16 protein-coding genes are annotated in these 15952 nt (G+C 63.2%); 2 read left to right on the top strand and 14 right to left on the bottom strand.

Annotated elements, in window-relative coordinates; translation table 11 throughout:
• The first annotated feature begins 276 nt into the window (after positions 1-276).
• Complete coding sequence (locus HMPREF3138_RS11515) at positions 277-1029, top strand: metalloprotease LoiP (protein ID WP_019456034.1); 753 nt, start codon at positions 277-279, stop codon at positions 1027-1029.
• A 41-nt stretch (positions 1030-1070) separates the two neighbouring features.
• Here HMPREF3138_RS11515 and HMPREF3138_RS11510 read toward each other — a convergent pair whose 3' ends face one another.
• The 14 genes from HMPREF3138_RS11510 to HMPREF3138_RS11445 form a co-directional block, all read right to left on the bottom strand.
• The gene (locus HMPREF3138_RS11510) at positions 1071-2711 is read right to left on the bottom strand and encodes a thiamine pyrophosphate-binding protein (RefSeq protein ID WP_038874268.1); all 1641 of its coding nucleotides are present in this window, start codon (positions 2709-2711) and stop codon (positions 1071-1073) included.
• A gap of 52 nt (positions 2712-2763) precedes the next feature.
• Complete coding sequence (locus HMPREF3138_RS11505; protein WP_038874270.1) at positions 2764-4233, bottom strand: aldehyde dehydrogenase; 1470 nt, start codon at positions 4231-4233, stop codon at positions 2764-2766.
• 16 nt (positions 4234-4249) lie between these two features.
• Positions 4250-5044: an aspartate dehydrogenase gene (locus HMPREF3138_RS11500; protein WP_038874271.1), complete on the bottom strand. Its 795-nt coding sequence runs from the start codon at positions 5042-5044 to the stop codon at positions 4250-4252.
• A 15-nt stretch (positions 5045-5059) separates the two neighbouring features.
• Positions 5060-5854, bottom strand: a complete 795-nt coding sequence (locus HMPREF3138_RS11495) for an SDR family oxidoreductase (RefSeq protein WP_038874274.1) — start codon at positions 5852-5854, stop codon at positions 5060-5062.
• Positions 5851-6669, bottom strand: coding sequence for an alpha/beta fold hydrolase (locus HMPREF3138_RS11490; RefSeq protein WP_038874276.1), 819 nt, complete (start codon positions 6667-6669; stop codon positions 5851-5853). The genes HMPREF3138_RS11495 and HMPREF3138_RS11490 overlap by 4 nt, the downstream gene beginning before the upstream one ends.
• Complete coding sequence (locus HMPREF3138_RS11485) at positions 6669-7193, bottom strand: cupin domain-containing protein (RefSeq protein WP_004937634.1); 525 nt, start codon at positions 7191-7193, stop codon at positions 6669-6671. Before HMPREF3138_RS11485 ends, HMPREF3138_RS11490 begins: the two co-directional genes overlap by 1 nt.
• 168 nt (positions 7194-7361) lie before the next feature.
• A complete protein-coding gene (locus tag HMPREF3138_RS11480) occupies positions 7362-8618 on the bottom strand; it encodes an MFS transporter (RefSeq protein ID WP_038874278.1) in 1257 nt (418 codons plus the stop codon).
• 23 nt (positions 8619-8641) lie between these two features.
• The gene (locus tag HMPREF3138_RS11475) at positions 8642-9853 is read right to left on the bottom strand and encodes an NAD(P)/FAD-dependent oxidoreductase (RefSeq protein WP_038874280.1); all 1212 of its coding nucleotides are present in this window, start codon (positions 9851-9853) and stop codon (positions 8642-8644) included.
• On the bottom strand, positions 9850-10791 hold the full coding sequence (locus HMPREF3138_RS11470) for a VOC family protein (RefSeq protein WP_038874282.1): 942 nt from the start codon (positions 10789-10791) through the stop codon (positions 9850-9852). Before HMPREF3138_RS11470 ends, HMPREF3138_RS11475 begins: the two co-directional genes overlap by 4 nt.
• A gap of 109 nt (positions 10792-10900) precedes the next feature.
• Positions 10901-11695 (bottom strand): IclR family transcriptional regulator, encoded by a 795-nt coding sequence (locus HMPREF3138_RS11465; protein WP_004937625.1) that lies wholly within the window; start codon positions 11693-11695, stop codon positions 10901-10903.
• A 36-nt stretch (positions 11696-11731) separates the two neighbouring features.
• Entirely contained in the window at positions 11732-12487 is a 756-nt protein-coding gene (locus HMPREF3138_RS11460) for an SDR family oxidoreductase (protein ID WP_038874284.1), read from the bottom strand.
• A complete protein-coding gene (locus HMPREF3138_RS11455; RefSeq protein WP_038874286.1) occupies positions 12484-13527 on the bottom strand; it encodes an aromatic ring-hydroxylating oxygenase subunit alpha in 1044 nt (347 codons plus the stop codon). The genes HMPREF3138_RS11460 and HMPREF3138_RS11455 overlap by 4 nt, the downstream gene beginning before the upstream one ends.
• Before the next feature lie 20 nt (positions 13528-13547).
• On the bottom strand, positions 13548-13856 hold the full coding sequence (locus tag HMPREF3138_RS11450) for a recombinase-like helix-turn-helix domain-containing protein (protein ID WP_004937617.1): 309 nt from the start codon (positions 13854-13856) through the stop codon (positions 13548-13550).
• 2 nt (positions 13857-13858) lie between these two features.
• On the bottom strand, positions 13859-14176 hold the full coding sequence (locus HMPREF3138_RS11445) for a non-heme iron oxygenase ferredoxin subunit (protein WP_070559056.1): 318 nt from the start codon (positions 14174-14176) through the stop codon (positions 13859-13861).
• A 398-nt stretch (positions 14177-14574) separates the two neighbouring features.
• Here HMPREF3138_RS11445 and HMPREF3138_RS11440 point away from each other — a divergent pair, with 398 nt between their 5' ends.
• Complete coding sequence (locus tag HMPREF3138_RS11440) at positions 14575-15816, top strand: MFS transporter (RefSeq protein ID WP_038874288.1); 1242 nt, start codon at positions 14575-14577, stop codon at positions 15814-15816.
• The last annotated feature ends 136 nt before the right edge of the window (positions 15817-15952 follow it).

The following is a 15952-nucleotide window of genomic DNA, read 5'->3' as shown; positions in this document are numbered from 1 at the left end:
GCGCGGATGGCGTTGGCAAGCTCTTTACGAGAGGACATGTTTTACTCCAGGTCGGATAAAAAAAGCAGTCAAGTTCCCTATTTTCTCAGACTCCACATCACAACGGCAATCCCTAATGCCAAATGAGAGCGAGTTCACCACTTATTAGCACGATTGGACGCTTTTTCGGAATAACACTATTCTCGCCCCGTCTGACGTACACTAGGCTCTTGCGACAAGATTTCCTCCAAGCAAAATGATTCTTTTACCTTGTTACCTTCACAGGAAGATGGCGTTATGAAGATCCGTACCTCTTTGATTGCGTTGGGCATTGCCACCTTGGCAACCGGCTGTCAAAACCTGAATACCGAAACCTTGATGCAGTCCGGCGCCCAGGCGTTCCAGGCGGCGACCCTGAGCAACAACGACGTTAAGGCCCTGAGTGATAAATCCTGTGCCGAGATGGACAGCAAGGCACAAATCGCGCCGGCCGACAGCACCTACGCCAAGCGTCTCAACAAAATCGCCGCGGCGCTGGGCGACAACATCAACGGCACCCCGGCCAACTACAAGGTCTACGTGACCAAAGACGTCAACGCCTGGGCGATGGCCAACGGCTGCATCCGCGTCTACAGCGGCCTGATGGACATGATGAACGACAACGAAGTGGAAGGCGTGCTGGGCCATGAAATGGGCCACGTGGCGCTGGGCCACACCCGCAAGGCGATGCAGGTAGCTTACGGCACCGTGGCGCTGCGCACCGCGGCGTCCTCCGCCGGCGGCGTCATCGGCTCGCTGTCGCAGTCGCAGCTGGCGGACATCGGCGAGAAGCTGGTCAGCGCCCAGTTTTCACAGAAGCAGGAAAGCGAAGCGGATGATTACTCGTTCGATCTGCTGAAAAAGCGCGGCATCGATCCGAACGGCCTGGCCACCAGCTTCGAGAAGCTGGCCCAGATGGAAGCCGGCCGCCAGAGCAGCCTGTTCGACGACCACCCTTCTTCCCAAGCGCGTGCGCAGCACATCCGCGATCGCATCGCGGCAGAGAAATAACCACGAAAACGCCCGGCAATCGCCGGGCGTTTTTTATCGTATTAATACAGCGTTTTCTGCGGCGGCCCGGCGAAGGTCAGCGGCCCAACCTGTTTCATGTCCACCTCGACCACCGACGGCCCCGGGTAGTTGATCGCTTCGGCCAGCACGCCGTTGAACTGTGCCGCTGCGTCCACCTTCCAGGCTTTCAGCCCCATCGCTTCGGCGATCTGGGTGAAAGCCGGCGTGTGCAGCTCGTTGTAATACTGGCGCCCGGCGAAGTACTTGTCCTGAATGCCGCGCATCACGCCATAACCGCCGTCGTTCATGATCAGCAGGGTGATATTCACCTGTTCCTGCGCCATGGTCGCCAACTCGCCCAGGCCCAGCGCCAGACCACCGTCGCCCACCAGCCCCACCACCTTGCGCTGCGGGTTGGCAATCGCGGTGCCGATGGCCATCGGCAGCCCCATACCGATGGCGCCCGCCAGCGAGTGAATGTTGCACAGCGGCGAGATCGCCCGGAACAGCCGGCTGCCCCAGACGCTGCCGGAAACGGTGATATCGCGTACCAACAGCCCGTCCTGCGGCAGCGCGGCGTCGATGGCGTCGTTGAGTTTGGCGTATTCACCGGACTGCTGGCGCAGCGCGCTCTCCGCCTGCCGCACCGCCCCTGCGATCTCGGTATCCCACTCGGCATTGACCTTCTCGCCGGGGGCCAGCCGCGCCGCCAGCGCCGCCAGCAGCGCCGCACAGTCGCCGTTGATCTGTTCATCGGCCAGATAGTTGCGGTTGGCCGCCGCCGGATCGATGTCAATCTGCACCAGCGGGCGCGGCAGCGGCAGCGTCCAGGTACGGGTTTCATTGCTGCGCAGACGCGAACCGGCCACCAGCGTCAGATCGCACTGCGTCAGGATCGCTTCGATGCTCGGTGAGTTATGGAACGCCCGCAGGCTGCGCGGATGGCTGTCCGGCAGAATGCCGCGCCCGTGGGTGCTGGAGATCACCGCCACGCCGGCGTCTGCCAGCTTGCGCACCGCGTCACCGCAGGCCAAGGCGCCGCCGCCCAACCACAGCAGCGGACGCTTAGCCTGTTTCAGCCGCTGATGCAGCCGTTCCACCGCCGCATCGTCCGCCTTTGGCAGCGGTGCCGGCGCCAACGGTTCGGTCAGCACCGAACGGGAAACCAGGCTGCTTTGAATATCGATCGGGATCTCGACCGCCACCGGGCCGCACGGCACGGTTTGCGCATCCAGGATCGCCCGTTGGATCACCGCCACCGCCTGCTCCGGCGAATTGACCCGGTAAGCGCGCTTGGAGCAGGCGCGCAGGAAGCCGAGCTGATCGCGGGTTTCATGAATAAAACCGGCGTCGGCGTCCAGATAGGCTTTCTCCACCTGGCCGGTGATATGCAGCAGCGGCGTGTTGGCGTTGAGCGCCTCAATCATCGCCCCCACCGCGTTGCCGGCGCCGGCGCCGGTGCTGGTCAACGCTACGCCCAGGCCAGAGAAACGCCCGTGCGCGTCGGCCATGGTGACCGCCCCCGCTTCGCCGCGCGCCGGCACGAAGCGAATTTTATCGCGCTGCCCCACCGCATCGGCGATCGGCAGATTATGAATCGAAATGATGCCGTACATCGCCGACACCGCATACTGTTCCAGAGTCCGGGCTATCGCCTCGCCAACCGTGATTTTATCGCTCATCATCTGCCTTCTTAGGGTATTCGTTATTAGGGTTATGCGTAGAGGTGTCGGCCTAGTCGCTCCAGCGGTTCACCTGATGGCTCAGCGCCAGATACACGCTTTTCTGCTGCATGTAGGCCTTGATGCCGTTCAGGCCCTTTTCGCGACCCAGCCCGCTTTCCTTGAAACCACCGAACGGCGTGGAAATCGAGAACGTTTTGTAGGTATTGACCCAGACGGTGCCGGTTTCCAGCCGCTCCGCCAGCGCCATCGCGCGAGGGAAGTCACGGCTCCAGATGCCGGCCGCCAGGCCGTACACCGAGTCATTGGCCTGTTCGATCAGCTGTTGCTCATCGTCAAACGGCAGCGCCACCAGCACCGGGCCGAAGATCTCTTCCTGGCAGACGCGGGCGTCGTTGTTCAAGCCTTCAATAATGGTCGGCAGGTAATAGCTACCGCTCGCCAGTTGCGGATCGGCCGGCGCTTCGCCGCCGATGACCACCCGGCCGCCCTCCTGCCGCGCCAGCGCCACGTAGTCCGCCACGCTTTGCCGATGTTTGGCGCTGATCAGCGGGCCGAGATGCACGCCCGGCACCAGCGGGTTGCCGATGCGCAGCCCCGCCGTCAGTTCGGTCAAGCGCGCCAGCAGCGGCTGATACAGCGAACGATGCACGAACAGCCGCGAACCGGCGATGCACGCCTGGCCGGCGGAACTGAAAATGCCGTAGCAGATGCCGCGCGCCGCCTGCTCCAGATCCGCGTCCTCCAGCACGATGGTCGGCGACTTACCGCCCAATTCCAGCGAAGTGGGGATCAGCTTGTCGGCGGCGATGTGCGCCAAATGGCGCCCGGTGCTGGTCCCGCCGGTAAAGGAGATCTTTTTCACCCGCGGATGGCGCGCCAACGCCTCGCCGATCACCGAACCTTTGCCCGGCAACACGCTGAGCAGCCCGGCCGGCAGGCCCGCCTGTTCGAACAGTTCGGCCAGCTTCAGCGCCATCAGCGGCGTGGCTTCGGCCGGTTTGAGCACCACCGCGTTGCCCGCCGCCAGCGCCGGCGCCACCTTCTGCATTTCGCTGGCGATCGGCGAGTTCCACGGCGTAATGGCGGCGATCACCCCCATCGGTTGATACTGGCTTAGCGTCATCACCTCGGCGCTGCGCGGGGTCGGCAGCTCGCCTTCCAACACCTCGCAGGCGGCCGCGAAGTAGCGCGCGGTCGCCGCCGCGCTGGCCACCAGCCCGCGGGTTTCCGCCAGCGGCTTGCCGTTGTCGCGGGTCTGCAGCTCGGCCAACTGTTCCTGCTGCGCCAGAATCAGGTTGCTGACGCGGTAGAGGATCGAGGCGCGCTGGTGCGGCACCAGCCCTCGCCATTCCGGCGCGCGCCAGGCGCGTTCCGCCGCTTCTACCGCCTCGTTCACGTCCTCGACGTTAGCGGCACGCAGCCGCGCGTTGACGCTGCCGTCGGCCGGGAATACCGAAGCCATCTCTTCGCCGCGCCCTTCACGCCAGCGCCCAGCGACAAAAATATTCAATCGTTCCATGCTCCGCTCCTGCCGTTCAGGCAATAAAACCGCCGTCCACCAGACGGCGACAGGCTTGTACCGCGCTCAGCGCCGCCAGGGTTGATGTTTTGGGATTGCTCGCCAGCGGGGTGCCGCTCAGCTCGATGTGAAATTCGCCAAAGTCGCCGCACACCTGCAGACGATGGGTATTGCGCCGGGTGGCGGGATCGACCTGCAGGCGTACCCGGGTGGCGTCCATCCCCAGGCCGTTGAGCGCAATGGTGGCCGCCACGTTGGCATTGGCCGGGAACAAACGCGCCGCTTCGCGCGCCGACCCTTCAAAAAATACCTGCGCTTCGCTCACCGCATCGAGGTCGATCAGCTGCTCCGCCGGGCTGCCGCGCCAGCTGGCCGGGCTTTTGCTGGCCTGATAGGTCACGCTTTCCAACCCGCCTTCGCGCGCCGACGCCAGCCCATCCATCCCCGCCACCGCACCGGACAACACGATCAGCTGCCCGTGATGGCGGCGGCAAACCTGCTGCAGCCGCTGTTGCAATGTGGCGTCCGCCAGCGCGCCGGTCGAAATCAGCGCCAGCGGCCAGCCGCGCTGCAGCACCGCTTCGCCGAACTCCGCCACCGCCTGCTGGCTGGCGCATTCCAGCACTAGATCCGGCCGCTGCAAACACTGCTCGGGATGGGTCAACGCCTGCACCCGCCCGCCAAAGGCCTCGGCGATCGCCGCATGATGAGCCGCGCGCGCCAGGATCCAACCGACCTCCACGCCTTCCGGCAAACGGGCGATCACTTCCTTCGCCATCGCGCCGTAGCCAATCATCATGATCTTCTTCATCTTTATCGGCCCCTGCTACACATGGCGGTTAAAGCCGCCGGATACGTCCAGCGCCGCGCCGGTGGTAAAGGAAGCCAGCGGCGAAGCGAGGAACAGCAGCGCCTGCGCCGGCTCCTGTGGCTTGCCGAGGCGCTTCATCGGGATGCCGCGGCGTTCGGCGATCGCCGCCGTCCACTGCTCCCAGCTTTGATCTTTATCGCTACGCTCGTCGAAACGGCGGCGCCATTGGCCCGACTCCACCATCCCCAGCAAGATCGAGTTAACGCGAATGCCTTTGCCCACCAGCTCTTTCGACAGCGTCAGCGTCATGTTGAGCAGCGCGGCGCGCGCCGCCGAGGTGGCGATCATGTGTTCTTCCGGCTGCAGCGCCAGCAGCGAGTTCACGCAAGTGATCGACGCGATCGTCGACCGTTCCAGCGCCGGTAAAAACGCCTGCACCGGGTTGATCACGCCGAACAGCTTCAGCTCGGCCTCATGCAGCCAGGCTTCGCGCGGCGTTTGGTCAAAATGGGCGACGAAGCCCTGACCGGCGTTGTTGATAAGCAGATCCACGCCGCCGAAATGCGCCGTCACCTGGTCAGCGAACTGCGCCACCTGCTGCGCGTCCAGTACGTCGCAGCGCAGCGCCAGCATCTCCGCCTGCGGAAACTCCGCGCGCAGGCTGGCTGCTGCGCCGGCCAGTTTGTCCGGATCGCGGCCGCAGAACGCCACCCTCGCCCCTTCGGCCAGCAGCAGCTTCAGGGTTTCGAAACCGATGCCCGATGAGCCGCCGGTCACCACCGCCACCCGATTCTCAAGCTGAAAATTCATCGTTGGATTGCTCCCGTAAAGTCCCGCAGATAGCGGTTGAAACACGCCGGCGCGTCGAGGTAGCCGGCATGGCCGGCGGCGGTGATCAAACGCAGCGTCGCGTCCTGCTCACGCGCCAACTCGGCCGCCTTCTCCGGCGGCGTAATGCGATCCTGTTCACCGCACCAGACTTCCAGCGGGCCGCGATAGCGCGCCAGATAGCGGCCGATATCGTCGTTGGCCAGCATCCAGGCGGCACTCAGAAAACCGTCGGGATCGAGCTGCTGCATGCCGTTGCGCACCCAGGCGATATCCTGCGGATCCGCCCCTTCACGCAGCAAGGCCGCCGCCCGCTGCTCGCCGTAGCCCACCGGCCCCAGCGTCTCTATCATCTGTTGGCGCTGGCCATAGACCTGCCGACGTTTTTCCTCCGGCGCCGTGGCATAGCCCTGCGCCGGATCCGCCAACACCAATCCACATAACCCGTCCGGATAGCCGGCGGCATAGGCGCTGCCGATCAGCGCCCCCAGCGAATGGCCGACGATCAGCGGCTGCGCCAGCTGCAGCTCATCAATCAGCGCCGCCAACGCCGCCGCATAACCGGCGGCATCGGCCTGAGGATCCGCCAACGGCAGGCTGCCGCCGTAGCCCGGCGCATCCCACGCCAACAGACGGTGGCCGTCCGTCAGGCCGCTATCGTTGAGCTGCTTGATCCACGAGGCCGATCCGGAGCTGATGCCGTGCAGCAACACCACCGGCCGTCCCTGCCCGGCCTCGCGCCAGCTCAGGGTGTACGCCCCGCAGCGCGCCCGTTGGCGTTGCGCCAGGCCGTTCATCAGTTGCGCTTCACTTTGGACAGCGGGTGATCCGCCGGATAGGTCGGGATCTCCGGCTTGGCGGTGCCGAGCATCACGCACATCAGCGCCTCTTCCTCGCCGTGATTGAACAGGCCGCGATACACCCCCGCCGGCACCGAGATCAGATCGCGCTCTTTCAGCCTGGTTTCGTAATACTCTTCCCCATCCTGAATCATCAGCGTGATGCTGCCTTTCAACATGAAGAACACTTCTTCCACGTCGTCGTGCAGGTGCAGCGGGCCCTCGCACTTCGACGGCAGCACCATGGTGGAGAAGGTGAAATTGCCCGCCGGAATGGTGTTGGCGTCGCTGGCCACGCCGGTAGCGCCGGTACCGATGTAGCGCATCTGCGCACGGCGGTATTTCGGGTCAAAGTCGGCCTGGAATTTCAGCGCGTTCCAGTCGTATTTACGGCCTTCGAACCGGGCGATGCGCGACTCCACCCAATTTTCCATCGACAGATCCTGCGGCTTGACGCCGGCTTTGTTCTCAACCTGAGACATGTTGTCACTCCTCTGTTGAATCAAATGGTTATCCCCTTCGTCTTTCACGCTGTGGCGTTGTTGACTGCATTCGTTCGCACCAGTCACTTACCGCAGTAAGCTCCTGGAGACTCACGAACTTGCCGCCTAGCCACAGCATGAAATCCATTGGGCTTAGCAATTGTTAATTCAGTACTTTCTCAGTAACGGCAGCAGAATGAGGCAGCCGACGAAAGCCATCACCACCAGGAACAGCAGGCCGTTATCCATATTGCCGGTGGCGGCGATCAACGCCCCCATCAGCACCGGCGCCAGCGCACCGGCAAAATTGCCCAACCCGTTAAAGATGCCGCCGGCGGTAGCGCTGACCTTGCTGCTGGTCGCCTTCGCCAACAGCGCGAAAATATTCGGCGCGCCGGCGCCCCACATAAAGGTGCTGAAGGCCATGGCGGCGATCACGCTGTAGGTGCCCTGCAGGTGCAACACCACCGCCAGACCGAGGCCGGCGCCGCACAGCGACAGGAAGCAAGCCAGCGCGCGCCGATCCAGCTTGTCCGACAGCCAGGCACCCAGCACTTCGCCGAGCAGCATGGCGATGAACGGCAGCGAAGAGAGGTAACCGGCATGCTCCAGATGAATGCCTTTCCCCTTGATCAGGTAGCTCGGCAACCAGCCGTTCATACCCCACAGGTAGGTCAGGAAGGCGATGTTGAACAGGCAGATCATCCAAAAGTGCGGGCTGCGTAGCAGCTCGCGGCGATGCTGTTGGCGTTCGGACACCGCCGGCTTGGTCGCCGCCGCCGGGCGCGCGACGTTCAGGTGGCGCATGCCGAACAGCACCAGCAACATCACCGGCAACGTCAGAAACGCCATAAAGAAGAAGGTGGCCTGCCAGTCGAAGGTATTGAGGATGTACAGGGTGACCGGGAAGCCAAGCGCGGCGCCCAGCGGCGTGCCGAGCAGCCACAGCATGGTGGCGCGCGCCTGCAGCTGCGGCGGGAAGGCCTGACGAATAATGGCGTAGGCCATCGGCAGCAGCGGCCCTTCGGCGATGCCGAGCAGAATGCGCAGCGTCATCATGGCGTGATAGGAACGCACCATCCCCATCAACACCATCAGCACGCCCCACACCACCATCATGCCAATCAATACCTTGACCGGATTAAGCCGATCGCCGATGCCGCTGAGCAGCATCGAGGAAATGCCGTAGGAGAACAGAAACGCGCTCATCAGCAAGCCCAGCCGCGCCGGGTCAAAACCGATCCCTAACGCCTGCTGGAACTCACTATCGGAAAACAGCGCCGCGATGCTGATCTTGTCGAAAAACGCCAACAGCACGCAGGCAAACAGCGCAATCGGCACCGACCAGCGCACCCGCTGCTGCGGATTTTCGGCAACGGCTTCCCCCGCCCGTCCAGCGCGGGCGTCAATGTCTTGCGTAGTCATAAAACGCTCCCGAGGTTCGGGCGTTATTTCAACGCCATCAAAGAAAACTCCGCATCCGCCAGCTGCTGCGGATCCAGCACCCGGCCGCTCGCCAACCAACGCTTGCCGAGCTTGATGGTGCGCGCGTCGTTGAACGCCACCATCTGCACCAGCTGCCGATCGGCGTTCAGCGTGAAGAACACCTGCGACTGCGGCGTGCGGCGCACCACATGGTGCACGCCGCCGCTCGGCACGCCGAGGATCTGGATATTGGCGTCGTATTGATCCGACCAAAGCCAGGCCACGTCGTCATACGGGGCGGCGAAGGCGTCGAGCATCGCGCAGGCGGTGCTGATGGCCTGATTTTGCGCGTAGGCCCAGGACTGCAGGCACAGGCCGAGCGTCGGGTGGCGCGCCACATCGCCGGCGGCGAAGATCGCCGGATGGCTGGTGCGCCCCTGGCCGTCGACCACGATGCCGGACTCGATCGCCAGCCCGGCGCTGCGCGCCAGTTCGAGATTCAGCTCGACGCCGATCCCCACCACCACCAGATCGAAGGCCTGCGGATCGCTGACTTCGCTGCCGACCCAGGCGGCGCCGTCGCGATCTTCCAGCGAGATCTCGCCGCAGCCGCACAGCACCGTGACGCCCTGCTGGCGATGCAGTTCGAGCAACGCCTGTGAGACGTCGGCGCCGACGCTGCGCATGCACAGCGCAGGCTGGCGTTCAAACACCGTCACCTCGATGCCGAGACGGCGCGCGGAAGCGGCGATCTCCAGCCCGATCCAACCGCCGCCGACGATCGCCAGGCGACGGCAGCCCTGCAGGCCCTGCCGCAACCGGGCCGCATCGTCCCAGGAACGCAGCGTCATCACGCGCGGGTGCTGCGCCCAGGCGGCGCTCGGCACACGCGGCCGCCCGCCGGTGGCGATCAGCAACTGCTCGAACTGCAGCCGTTGCCCGTCGCTGAGCGTGACGATTTGCTGTTCTGCATCAATGGACTCGGCGCGCAGCGGGCGACGCCAGTCGATATTCAGCTCCGCCACCGTCTGTTCGCTGAACAGCCGGCTGAGGGGAGCTGCGGCATCCAGCAGCGCCGCTTTCGACAGCGGCGGCCGCTCGTAAAAATCGTAGGGTTCGTCGCTGACAACCGTCAGCCGGCCGCTGTAACCGCGATCGCGCAGCGTCTTGGCCGCCCAGCCGCCGGCCTGGCCGCCGCCGACGATAACGATGCCCGCGTGTTCCGGCCGTTTCATAACGCCTCCGCCTTTTTATGCTGGCGGCGCGTGTCGTGATCGATGCCGCCCTCTACCGCCCATTCGGTGAAGGAGACCAATGAATGCTCCAGCTCGCGCGGCTGCCAGTTTTCCGTCAGATAATCGTCGTTGGTGTAGTACTCGAACGCGCCGCCGGTCGGGCTGTTGACGTACCAGAAATAGGCCGAGGAGATCGGGTGGCGGCCGGGGCCGATAAAGGTGCTCCACTTCTCTTTGTTCATGGCGATGCCGCCGCCGATCACTTCGTGAATATCGCGCACGGTGAATGCCACGTGGTTCAGGCCCCGTGGGCGGTTCGGCAGCTTCAGCAGGAACAGGTTATGGTGGCCGCCGCGCGCCTGGGTGCGCAGGAAGACGGCGCGATCGATATAGCGATCGGAAACCTGGAAATCCAACAGCTCGCGATAGAAACGCTCGGTCGCCGCCAGATCCTCAACGAAGAACACCACGTGGCCAATGTTGATCGGCTGCGCCTGCGAATAAACCGGGCTGGGTTGATCGATGCGGCGCACGTCGCCCCATTGGTTGATCGGCGTGACCGGCACCTCGACCGCCTGCTGGCGGCTGACGACGAAGCGCAGCATCATGCCGTTGGGATCGAGGCATTCCAGCTCTTCTCCCACCTGACGGAAGCCGGGCATCAGCGCCAAACGCGGCTGCAGACGCGCCAGATCGGTGGGCGAGGCCACGCCCCAGGTCATGCGGCGCAGGGTTGAACCGCCCTCAAACGCCGCAGGCAGCGCCGCGCTTTGCAACGGGTGCAGGACAACCCGCGCCCCGCTCAGGGTAGTGAATTCGCGCTGCGGTTCGCCCCAATGTTGCGTGGCGGGCTGCAGGCCGAAGTCTTGCATGAATTTTTCGCAGGTTGGCAGATCTTCGACGCCAAACTCCAGTTTTTCGATTCCGATTACGCTCATTATTCAGCCTCACGTTCTCGCTGCATACGGTTTTCAGGCATGAGTGAACCCCGGCCCCTGTTTGCTACGGGCCTTATCCCTGCCTGAGTAAAAGAGTCGGTCCTGTCGGTTAGCCGACGTTGGCCTGCGGCGGCGCGCCGAGGAAGCCGGAAATTTTCTCCGCCGCGTCGCGCACTTCCATGCGCAGCCGCTCGCGATCCGCTTTCGGGATCTCATCGGACGGCACCATGATGCTGACCACCGCCTCGACCCGCTGCTCGCGGTTGAAGATCGGGTAGACGATCGAGGAGATGCCGTGGCGGAAGAACGATTCGCCGATCACATAGCCGCGCGCTTTGTCTTGCTGCACCATCTGCCACAGCGTTTCGCGATCCGCCGGGGTGCCCGGCGCATTGCCCGGCAGCTGCGCGTCCGGATAAAGTTGTTCGAACTCGCTGCGGGTGGCGCTGGTCAACAGCATGCGCCCAAGCGAGGTTTGGTGCACCGGCAAACGGGTGCCGACGCTGACCTGATTGATCTGCGAACCGGCGGCGCTGACGCGGGCGATGTAGATAACGTCGCGCCCATCGCGGATCGCCAGATGGCTGCTGCACTGGCTGCGATCGCGCAGCTGCTCGATCACCGGCTGGCCGGCCTGCGCCACGTCCAGCGACGCGATGTATTCGAAGCCAAGGCGCAGCACCTTGATGCCGAGCGCAAAGGTGTTGGTGCGCGGATTGCGCTCCAAAAAGCCCAGGTGCTCGAGCGTCTGCACCACGCGGTAAGCGGTGGCCTTCGGCATATCGACCAGGCGATGCAACTCGGCGAAAGTCATTTCCTTATGCTGCTCGCCAAACGCCAGCAGCAACTGCAACCCGCGATCCAGTCCCGGGATCAGATACTTACATGCTTGCTCGTCCGCCATCTCTCGCTCCTGCGCTGTGCGCCTGCCCTGCGGGCCTCAGTTGAATACGAAGCCGCCGTTGACCGGCAGCAGTTGGCCGGTGACGAAATCCGCCAGCGACGACAGCAGATAAAGCACCGTACCGTTCACATCGTCCGGATGCTGCGCCCCGGCCAGCGCGCGCCCCTGCTCGTAAAGCTGATGGCGCTCGGCGGGCACATACTCGGTGGCTTCCACCCGCGTCAGGCCTGGTGCGATGGCGTTGACGCAGATCCCCTGCGGACCCAGCTCGCGCGCCATCGAGCGGGTCATCGCGATCAGCGCGCCTTTGCTGGCGACATAGGCCATCAGGCGCGGCGCGCCCCACAGCGCAGTGTCCGACGCCACGTTGACGATTTTGGCGTGCGGGTTGCGTGCCAGCAGCGGCACCGCCGCCTGACTCACAAGCCAGGTGCCGCGCACGTTGACCTGCATCACCCGATCCCACAGGTCGATATCGTATTCCATCATGGTTTTGCCACCGACGCCGGTCGCCAACGCCGCGTTGTTCACCAGGCCGTCGATCCCACCGCCTGCGGCGATCTTCTCGAACGCCGAACGGATCGAGTCCGGTGACGCCAGATCGATCGTCTGCGTTTCCACCTGAGCGCCCTGCTCGCGCAGCGCAGCGCCGCTCGCCGCCAGCTCATCCGCCAGAATGTCGCACATCACCACCTGTGCGCCGGCAGCGGCGATGGCGGCAGCGAAGCTGTAGCCCAGGCCGCGCGCCGCCCCGGTGACCATGATGCGTTTACCGTTCAGCAGGCCGTTCACTGCGCCGCCTCCCGCTCGCGCAGCGTCGCCAGCTGTTTCTGCGCCTCTTTTTGCATCAGGCGGCGCAGGCGCGAAAGACCAACGTCGTGCTGGTACAGGTATTCGCGGCCGCGTGCGTTAGGCGCCATGTTCTCAAGCACGATGCGATCCTGCTCGAGCACGTCCCAATGCAATGATTCCAGGCGGTTGCGGTACATGAAGCGCCACATGTCGCGCTGCCAGTCTTTGACCTTACGGATACGCCAGAAGAAGACCCGGCAGTGATCCTTGTCTTCCGGCACCACCATGCCGATGATCCAAAAGTGACCACCCGGCCCGAAACGCTTCTTGTATGGGATCGACAGGCGCATCCAATAGGCGCCGCTGCTGCCGAACTCCACCCAATCGAAGTTGACGCCGATCTGGCCATTCTTCTTGAAGATAAACCCGCTGTCGGTCGGTTCCAGCCCCATGTCCGCCTTGCGATCCCCTTCCGCCATCGAGTGCGAGGAGGAGTGCAGGTAGGTGCCGTGCATCGGATCCATCACGTTTTCCAGGGCGTATTGGTAGTTGCAGTTCCAGCTGGCGGTGCACAGGAAGTTGCTGTACGAGGCTTCGTCCGCCAGCTCTTGCGGGAAAGTCAGCGCCGCCGGCGCTTCATCCGCCGTCACGCCGAAATAGAGGAACACGGCGCCGTAGGCTTCTTTGGCCGGGTAAGAACGCAGGCATTTTTGCCCCACCAGCGGGCAGCGATCCACTGCCGGCACGTCTTTCACCGTCCCGTCGCCGCCGACCTCTACCCCGTGATACCAGCAGGCGATGCGATCGCCGAGGTTCCACCCCATGGAAAGCCGCGCGCCGCGGTGCGGGCAGCGGTCTTCCAGCGCATGGATCTGGCCTTCACCGTCACGCCACACCACGATTTGCTGCTCCAGTCGGGTGATGCCGACCGGGTTGTTGCCCACTTCCCAGCTGGCCAGCACCGGATACCACATGCCGCGCAACCCCTGGTCAAGATAGTCCTGCAGGCTCTGTTCGGAGGATGTTGTGTTTGCTGTCATTGTCTTCTCCCGGATGTGGCTCAGAAACCGTTAACGTGAAGGAATTCGCGGAACGTCGCCTCATTCCACGGTTGGCCGCTGCGATCGAACAGGCGGCGCTGATTCAACGCGCTGACGATCTGCTCCAGCTCTTCCGCGCCCTGATCGAAGATCGTTTCCAGCGCCGCTACCAGGGCGGTTTCGAAACCGTCCGGCACACGAGCGCGGTTTTGCCAGATGACATTGCGGAACTGGCCCGGCTGATGGATTTGACCGTTGCCGCCTTCGCGGGCCGGCGTCACCTGTTGGGTGTCCGGCAGCCAGGGATTGAAATCGGTGATGTGCTGCATGATTACTCCTCCGCGATAAAGGTGATCTGGATTTGGTTGTCGACCACCCGGGTGGGATAGGTTTGCAGATCGCGGCCGCCCGGCTCGCGCAGGCACTGGCCGGTGCGCACGTCAAACAGCGCTTCGTGCAGCGGGCACTCAACCTTGCCGTCGTCTACAAACCCCTGGCTGAGCAAGGCATAAGCATGCGGGCAGACGTCTTCCAGCGCGTAGGAGTTACCGTCAAGCAGGTACACCCCGATCTCTTTTCCTTCCACTTTGCCGGAGAAAGGAAAATCTTCTTTCACCTGAGACACTTCGCACACATTCTTCCAGCTCATTGCTTTTGTCCTCTATCTGATTGTTTCATATATGAAACTCAGTTTCTTATTTAATACAGCCACTATAGGTCTGGCGAAACTTTCGTCAAGCGAGCGGAACGTCAAATGTTAATGAAAGGTTGTTTAAAAATGACAAATGCGGGAAGGATCACGAAATCATGCACCGATATGAAAAACCTATGTCAGTTGTGCGCTCTCCCGCTAATTTATGGCAAAAAATGCGTTGATTCCGACGACGTATTGCGCGTAAAAGTGTTTTCTCACTGTCTTTCACACCCTATTTGATAACAATAAATTTACATCAATCAGCCTCATCCCCCGCGTTTGCGCGAAATGGCATCCGCGGGTGAGTTTACTGCTGCCTGAATTCGTCAACCGCTCGCATTGAGGAACGCAACGTGCAACAACGTCAACGCTGGTTTGGGGTGATCGCCCTGCTGTTTCTGATCGTTATCGCCTATGCGGATCGGGTCAATATCGCCGTGATGCTGGTCAATCCCGACTTCCTGCAACACTTCCAACTCGGCGGCGACCGCGCCCACCAGGGCACGCTGATGACGGTTTTTTTGCTCGGCTACGGCCTGTCCGCCATGTTGCTGACGCCGTTTCTGGAAACGCTGATGGGGTACCGCCGCGCGCTGACGCTGAGCGTGGTGCTGTGGGCGCTGCTCACCGCCGCCTCGCCGCTGGCGGGATCGCTGATGCTGCTGTGCGTGGTGCGCGCGCTGCTTGGCGTCAGCGAGGGGCCGCTGTTCTCGCTCAAGACCATGTACATCAGCGATCATTTCGCCGCCGACGAGCGCGGCAAACCCAACGCGGTCAGCGCGCTGGGCGTCTCGCTGGGGCTGGTGCTCGGCTTTCCGCTGGTGAGTTTTCTGATGACGCACTTCGGCTGGGCTATGTCGTTTCACCTGCTGGCGCTGCTCAACCTGCTGTTGGGCCTGGCGCTGGTGCGGCTGTACGTTCATCCGCTCTCCTTAACTTCATCCGCACGCCCCGCCGATCCACAGCCGGTGCTGAGCCGCGTCTGGCACACCTTCGCGCTGGCCTGGCGCACGCCGATGCTCGGTTGGATCCTGTTGATCGAGATCGCCACGCTCAGCTATCTGTGGGGGTCCAGCGCCTGGCTGCCGGCCTACCTGACCGATGAAAAAGGATTCTCCATCAAGCAGATGGGGTGGATGGCCGCACTGCCTTTCATCGTCAGCATCGCCTCAAAATACCTCGGCGGCGTGCTGCTCGATCGTATCCGCCCCTATCAGGCGCCGCTGATCTTCGTCTTTGGCGGCGCGGCGACTGCGCTGTGCATCTATGGCGTAATGAACAGCCATCAGCTTGGCTGGATCGCCTTCTTCCTGCTGGCGGCCAACGCCTGTTGGGGCGCGCAGGGTGCGGCGATCCCCACGCTGCTCCAGCATTATGCGCGGCCGAAGGCGGTCGGCAGCGCCTATGGGCTGATCAACGGCATCGGCAATCTGTTCTCGGCGTTTGTGCCGATGGCGATGGGCATGGTGATGGCCAGCCAGGGCAAGGTGTCCTCGGGCTTTGCGGTGCTGATTGCCTCGCAGCTGCTGACGCTATTGGCGGGCGGCGCGCTGTTTAGCCGTATGTTGCTGACGCGGCAGGTGAAGCGGGCATAGACCCGTTTCTCTGTCCTGCGCGGCGGAAAACCGACAGCGTTGAGAGGGTGCTCATGGATCTGGACGCCAACAATCAGCAGACGGGGGACATCCCCCGTCGCCGAGTTGCCTTACCGTTCGGATTCGTAAGCCAAAA

Source organism: Serratia sp. HMSC15F11 (genome assembly GCF_001808215.1).
Classification (GTDB): domain Bacteria; phylum Pseudomonadota; class Gammaproteobacteria; order Enterobacterales; family Enterobacteriaceae; genus Serratia; species Serratia nevei.
This window is presented reverse-complemented; position numbering and strand designations above follow the sequence as displayed.

Coding starts and splice junctions, on each gene's coding strand:
- HMPREF3138_RS11495 (WP_038874274.1), bottom strand. CDS start 5,854: ATGAATTTTCAGCTTGAGAATCGGGTGGCGGTGGTGACCGGCGGCTCA.
- HMPREF3138_RS11450 (WP_004937617.1), bottom strand. CDS start 13,856: ATGCAGCACATCACCGATTTCAATCCCTGGCTGCCGGACACCCAACAG.
- HMPREF3138_RS11490 (WP_038874276.1), bottom strand. CDS start 6,669: ATGAACGGCCTGGCGCAACGCCAACGGGCGCGCTGCGGGGCGTACACC.
- HMPREF3138_RS11510 (WP_038874268.1), bottom strand. CDS start 2,711: ATGAGCGATAAAATCACGGTTGGCGAGGCGATAGCCCGGACTCTGGAA.
- HMPREF3138_RS11505 (WP_038874270.1), bottom strand. CDS start 4,233: ATGGAACGATTGAATATTTTTGTCGCTGGGCGCTGGCGTGAAGGGCGC.
- HMPREF3138_RS11470 (WP_038874282.1), bottom strand. CDS start 10,791: ATGAGCGTAATCGGAATCGAAAAACTGGAGTTTGGCGTCGAAGATCTG.
- HMPREF3138_RS11500 (WP_038874271.1), bottom strand. CDS start 5,044: ATGAAGAAGATCATGATGATTGGCTACGGCGCGATGGCGAAGGAAGTG.
- HMPREF3138_RS11455 (WP_038874286.1), bottom strand. CDS start 13,527: ATGACAGCAAACACAACATCCTCCGAACAGAGCCTGCAGGACTATCTT.
- HMPREF3138_RS11480 (WP_038874278.1), bottom strand. CDS start 8,618: ATGACTACGCAAGACATTGACGCCCGCGCTGGACGGGCGGGGGAAGCC.
- HMPREF3138_RS11445 (WP_070559056.1), bottom strand. CDS start 14,176: ATGAGCTGGAAGAATGTGTGCGAAGTGTCTCAGGTGAAAGAAGATTTT.
- HMPREF3138_RS11485 (WP_004937634.1), bottom strand. CDS start 7,193: ATGTCTCAGGTTGAGAACAAAGCCGGCGTCAAGCCGCAGGATCTGTCG.
- HMPREF3138_RS11465 (WP_004937625.1), bottom strand. CDS start 11,695: ATGGCGGACGAGCAAGCATGTAAGTATCTGATCCCGGGACTGGATCGC.
- HMPREF3138_RS11475 (WP_038874280.1), bottom strand. CDS start 9,853: ATGAAACGGCCGGAACACGCGGGCATCGTTATCGTCGGCGGCGGCCAG.
- HMPREF3138_RS11515 (WP_019456034.1), top strand. CDS start 277: ATGAAGATCCGTACCTCTTTGATTGCGTTGGGCATTGCCACCTTGGCA.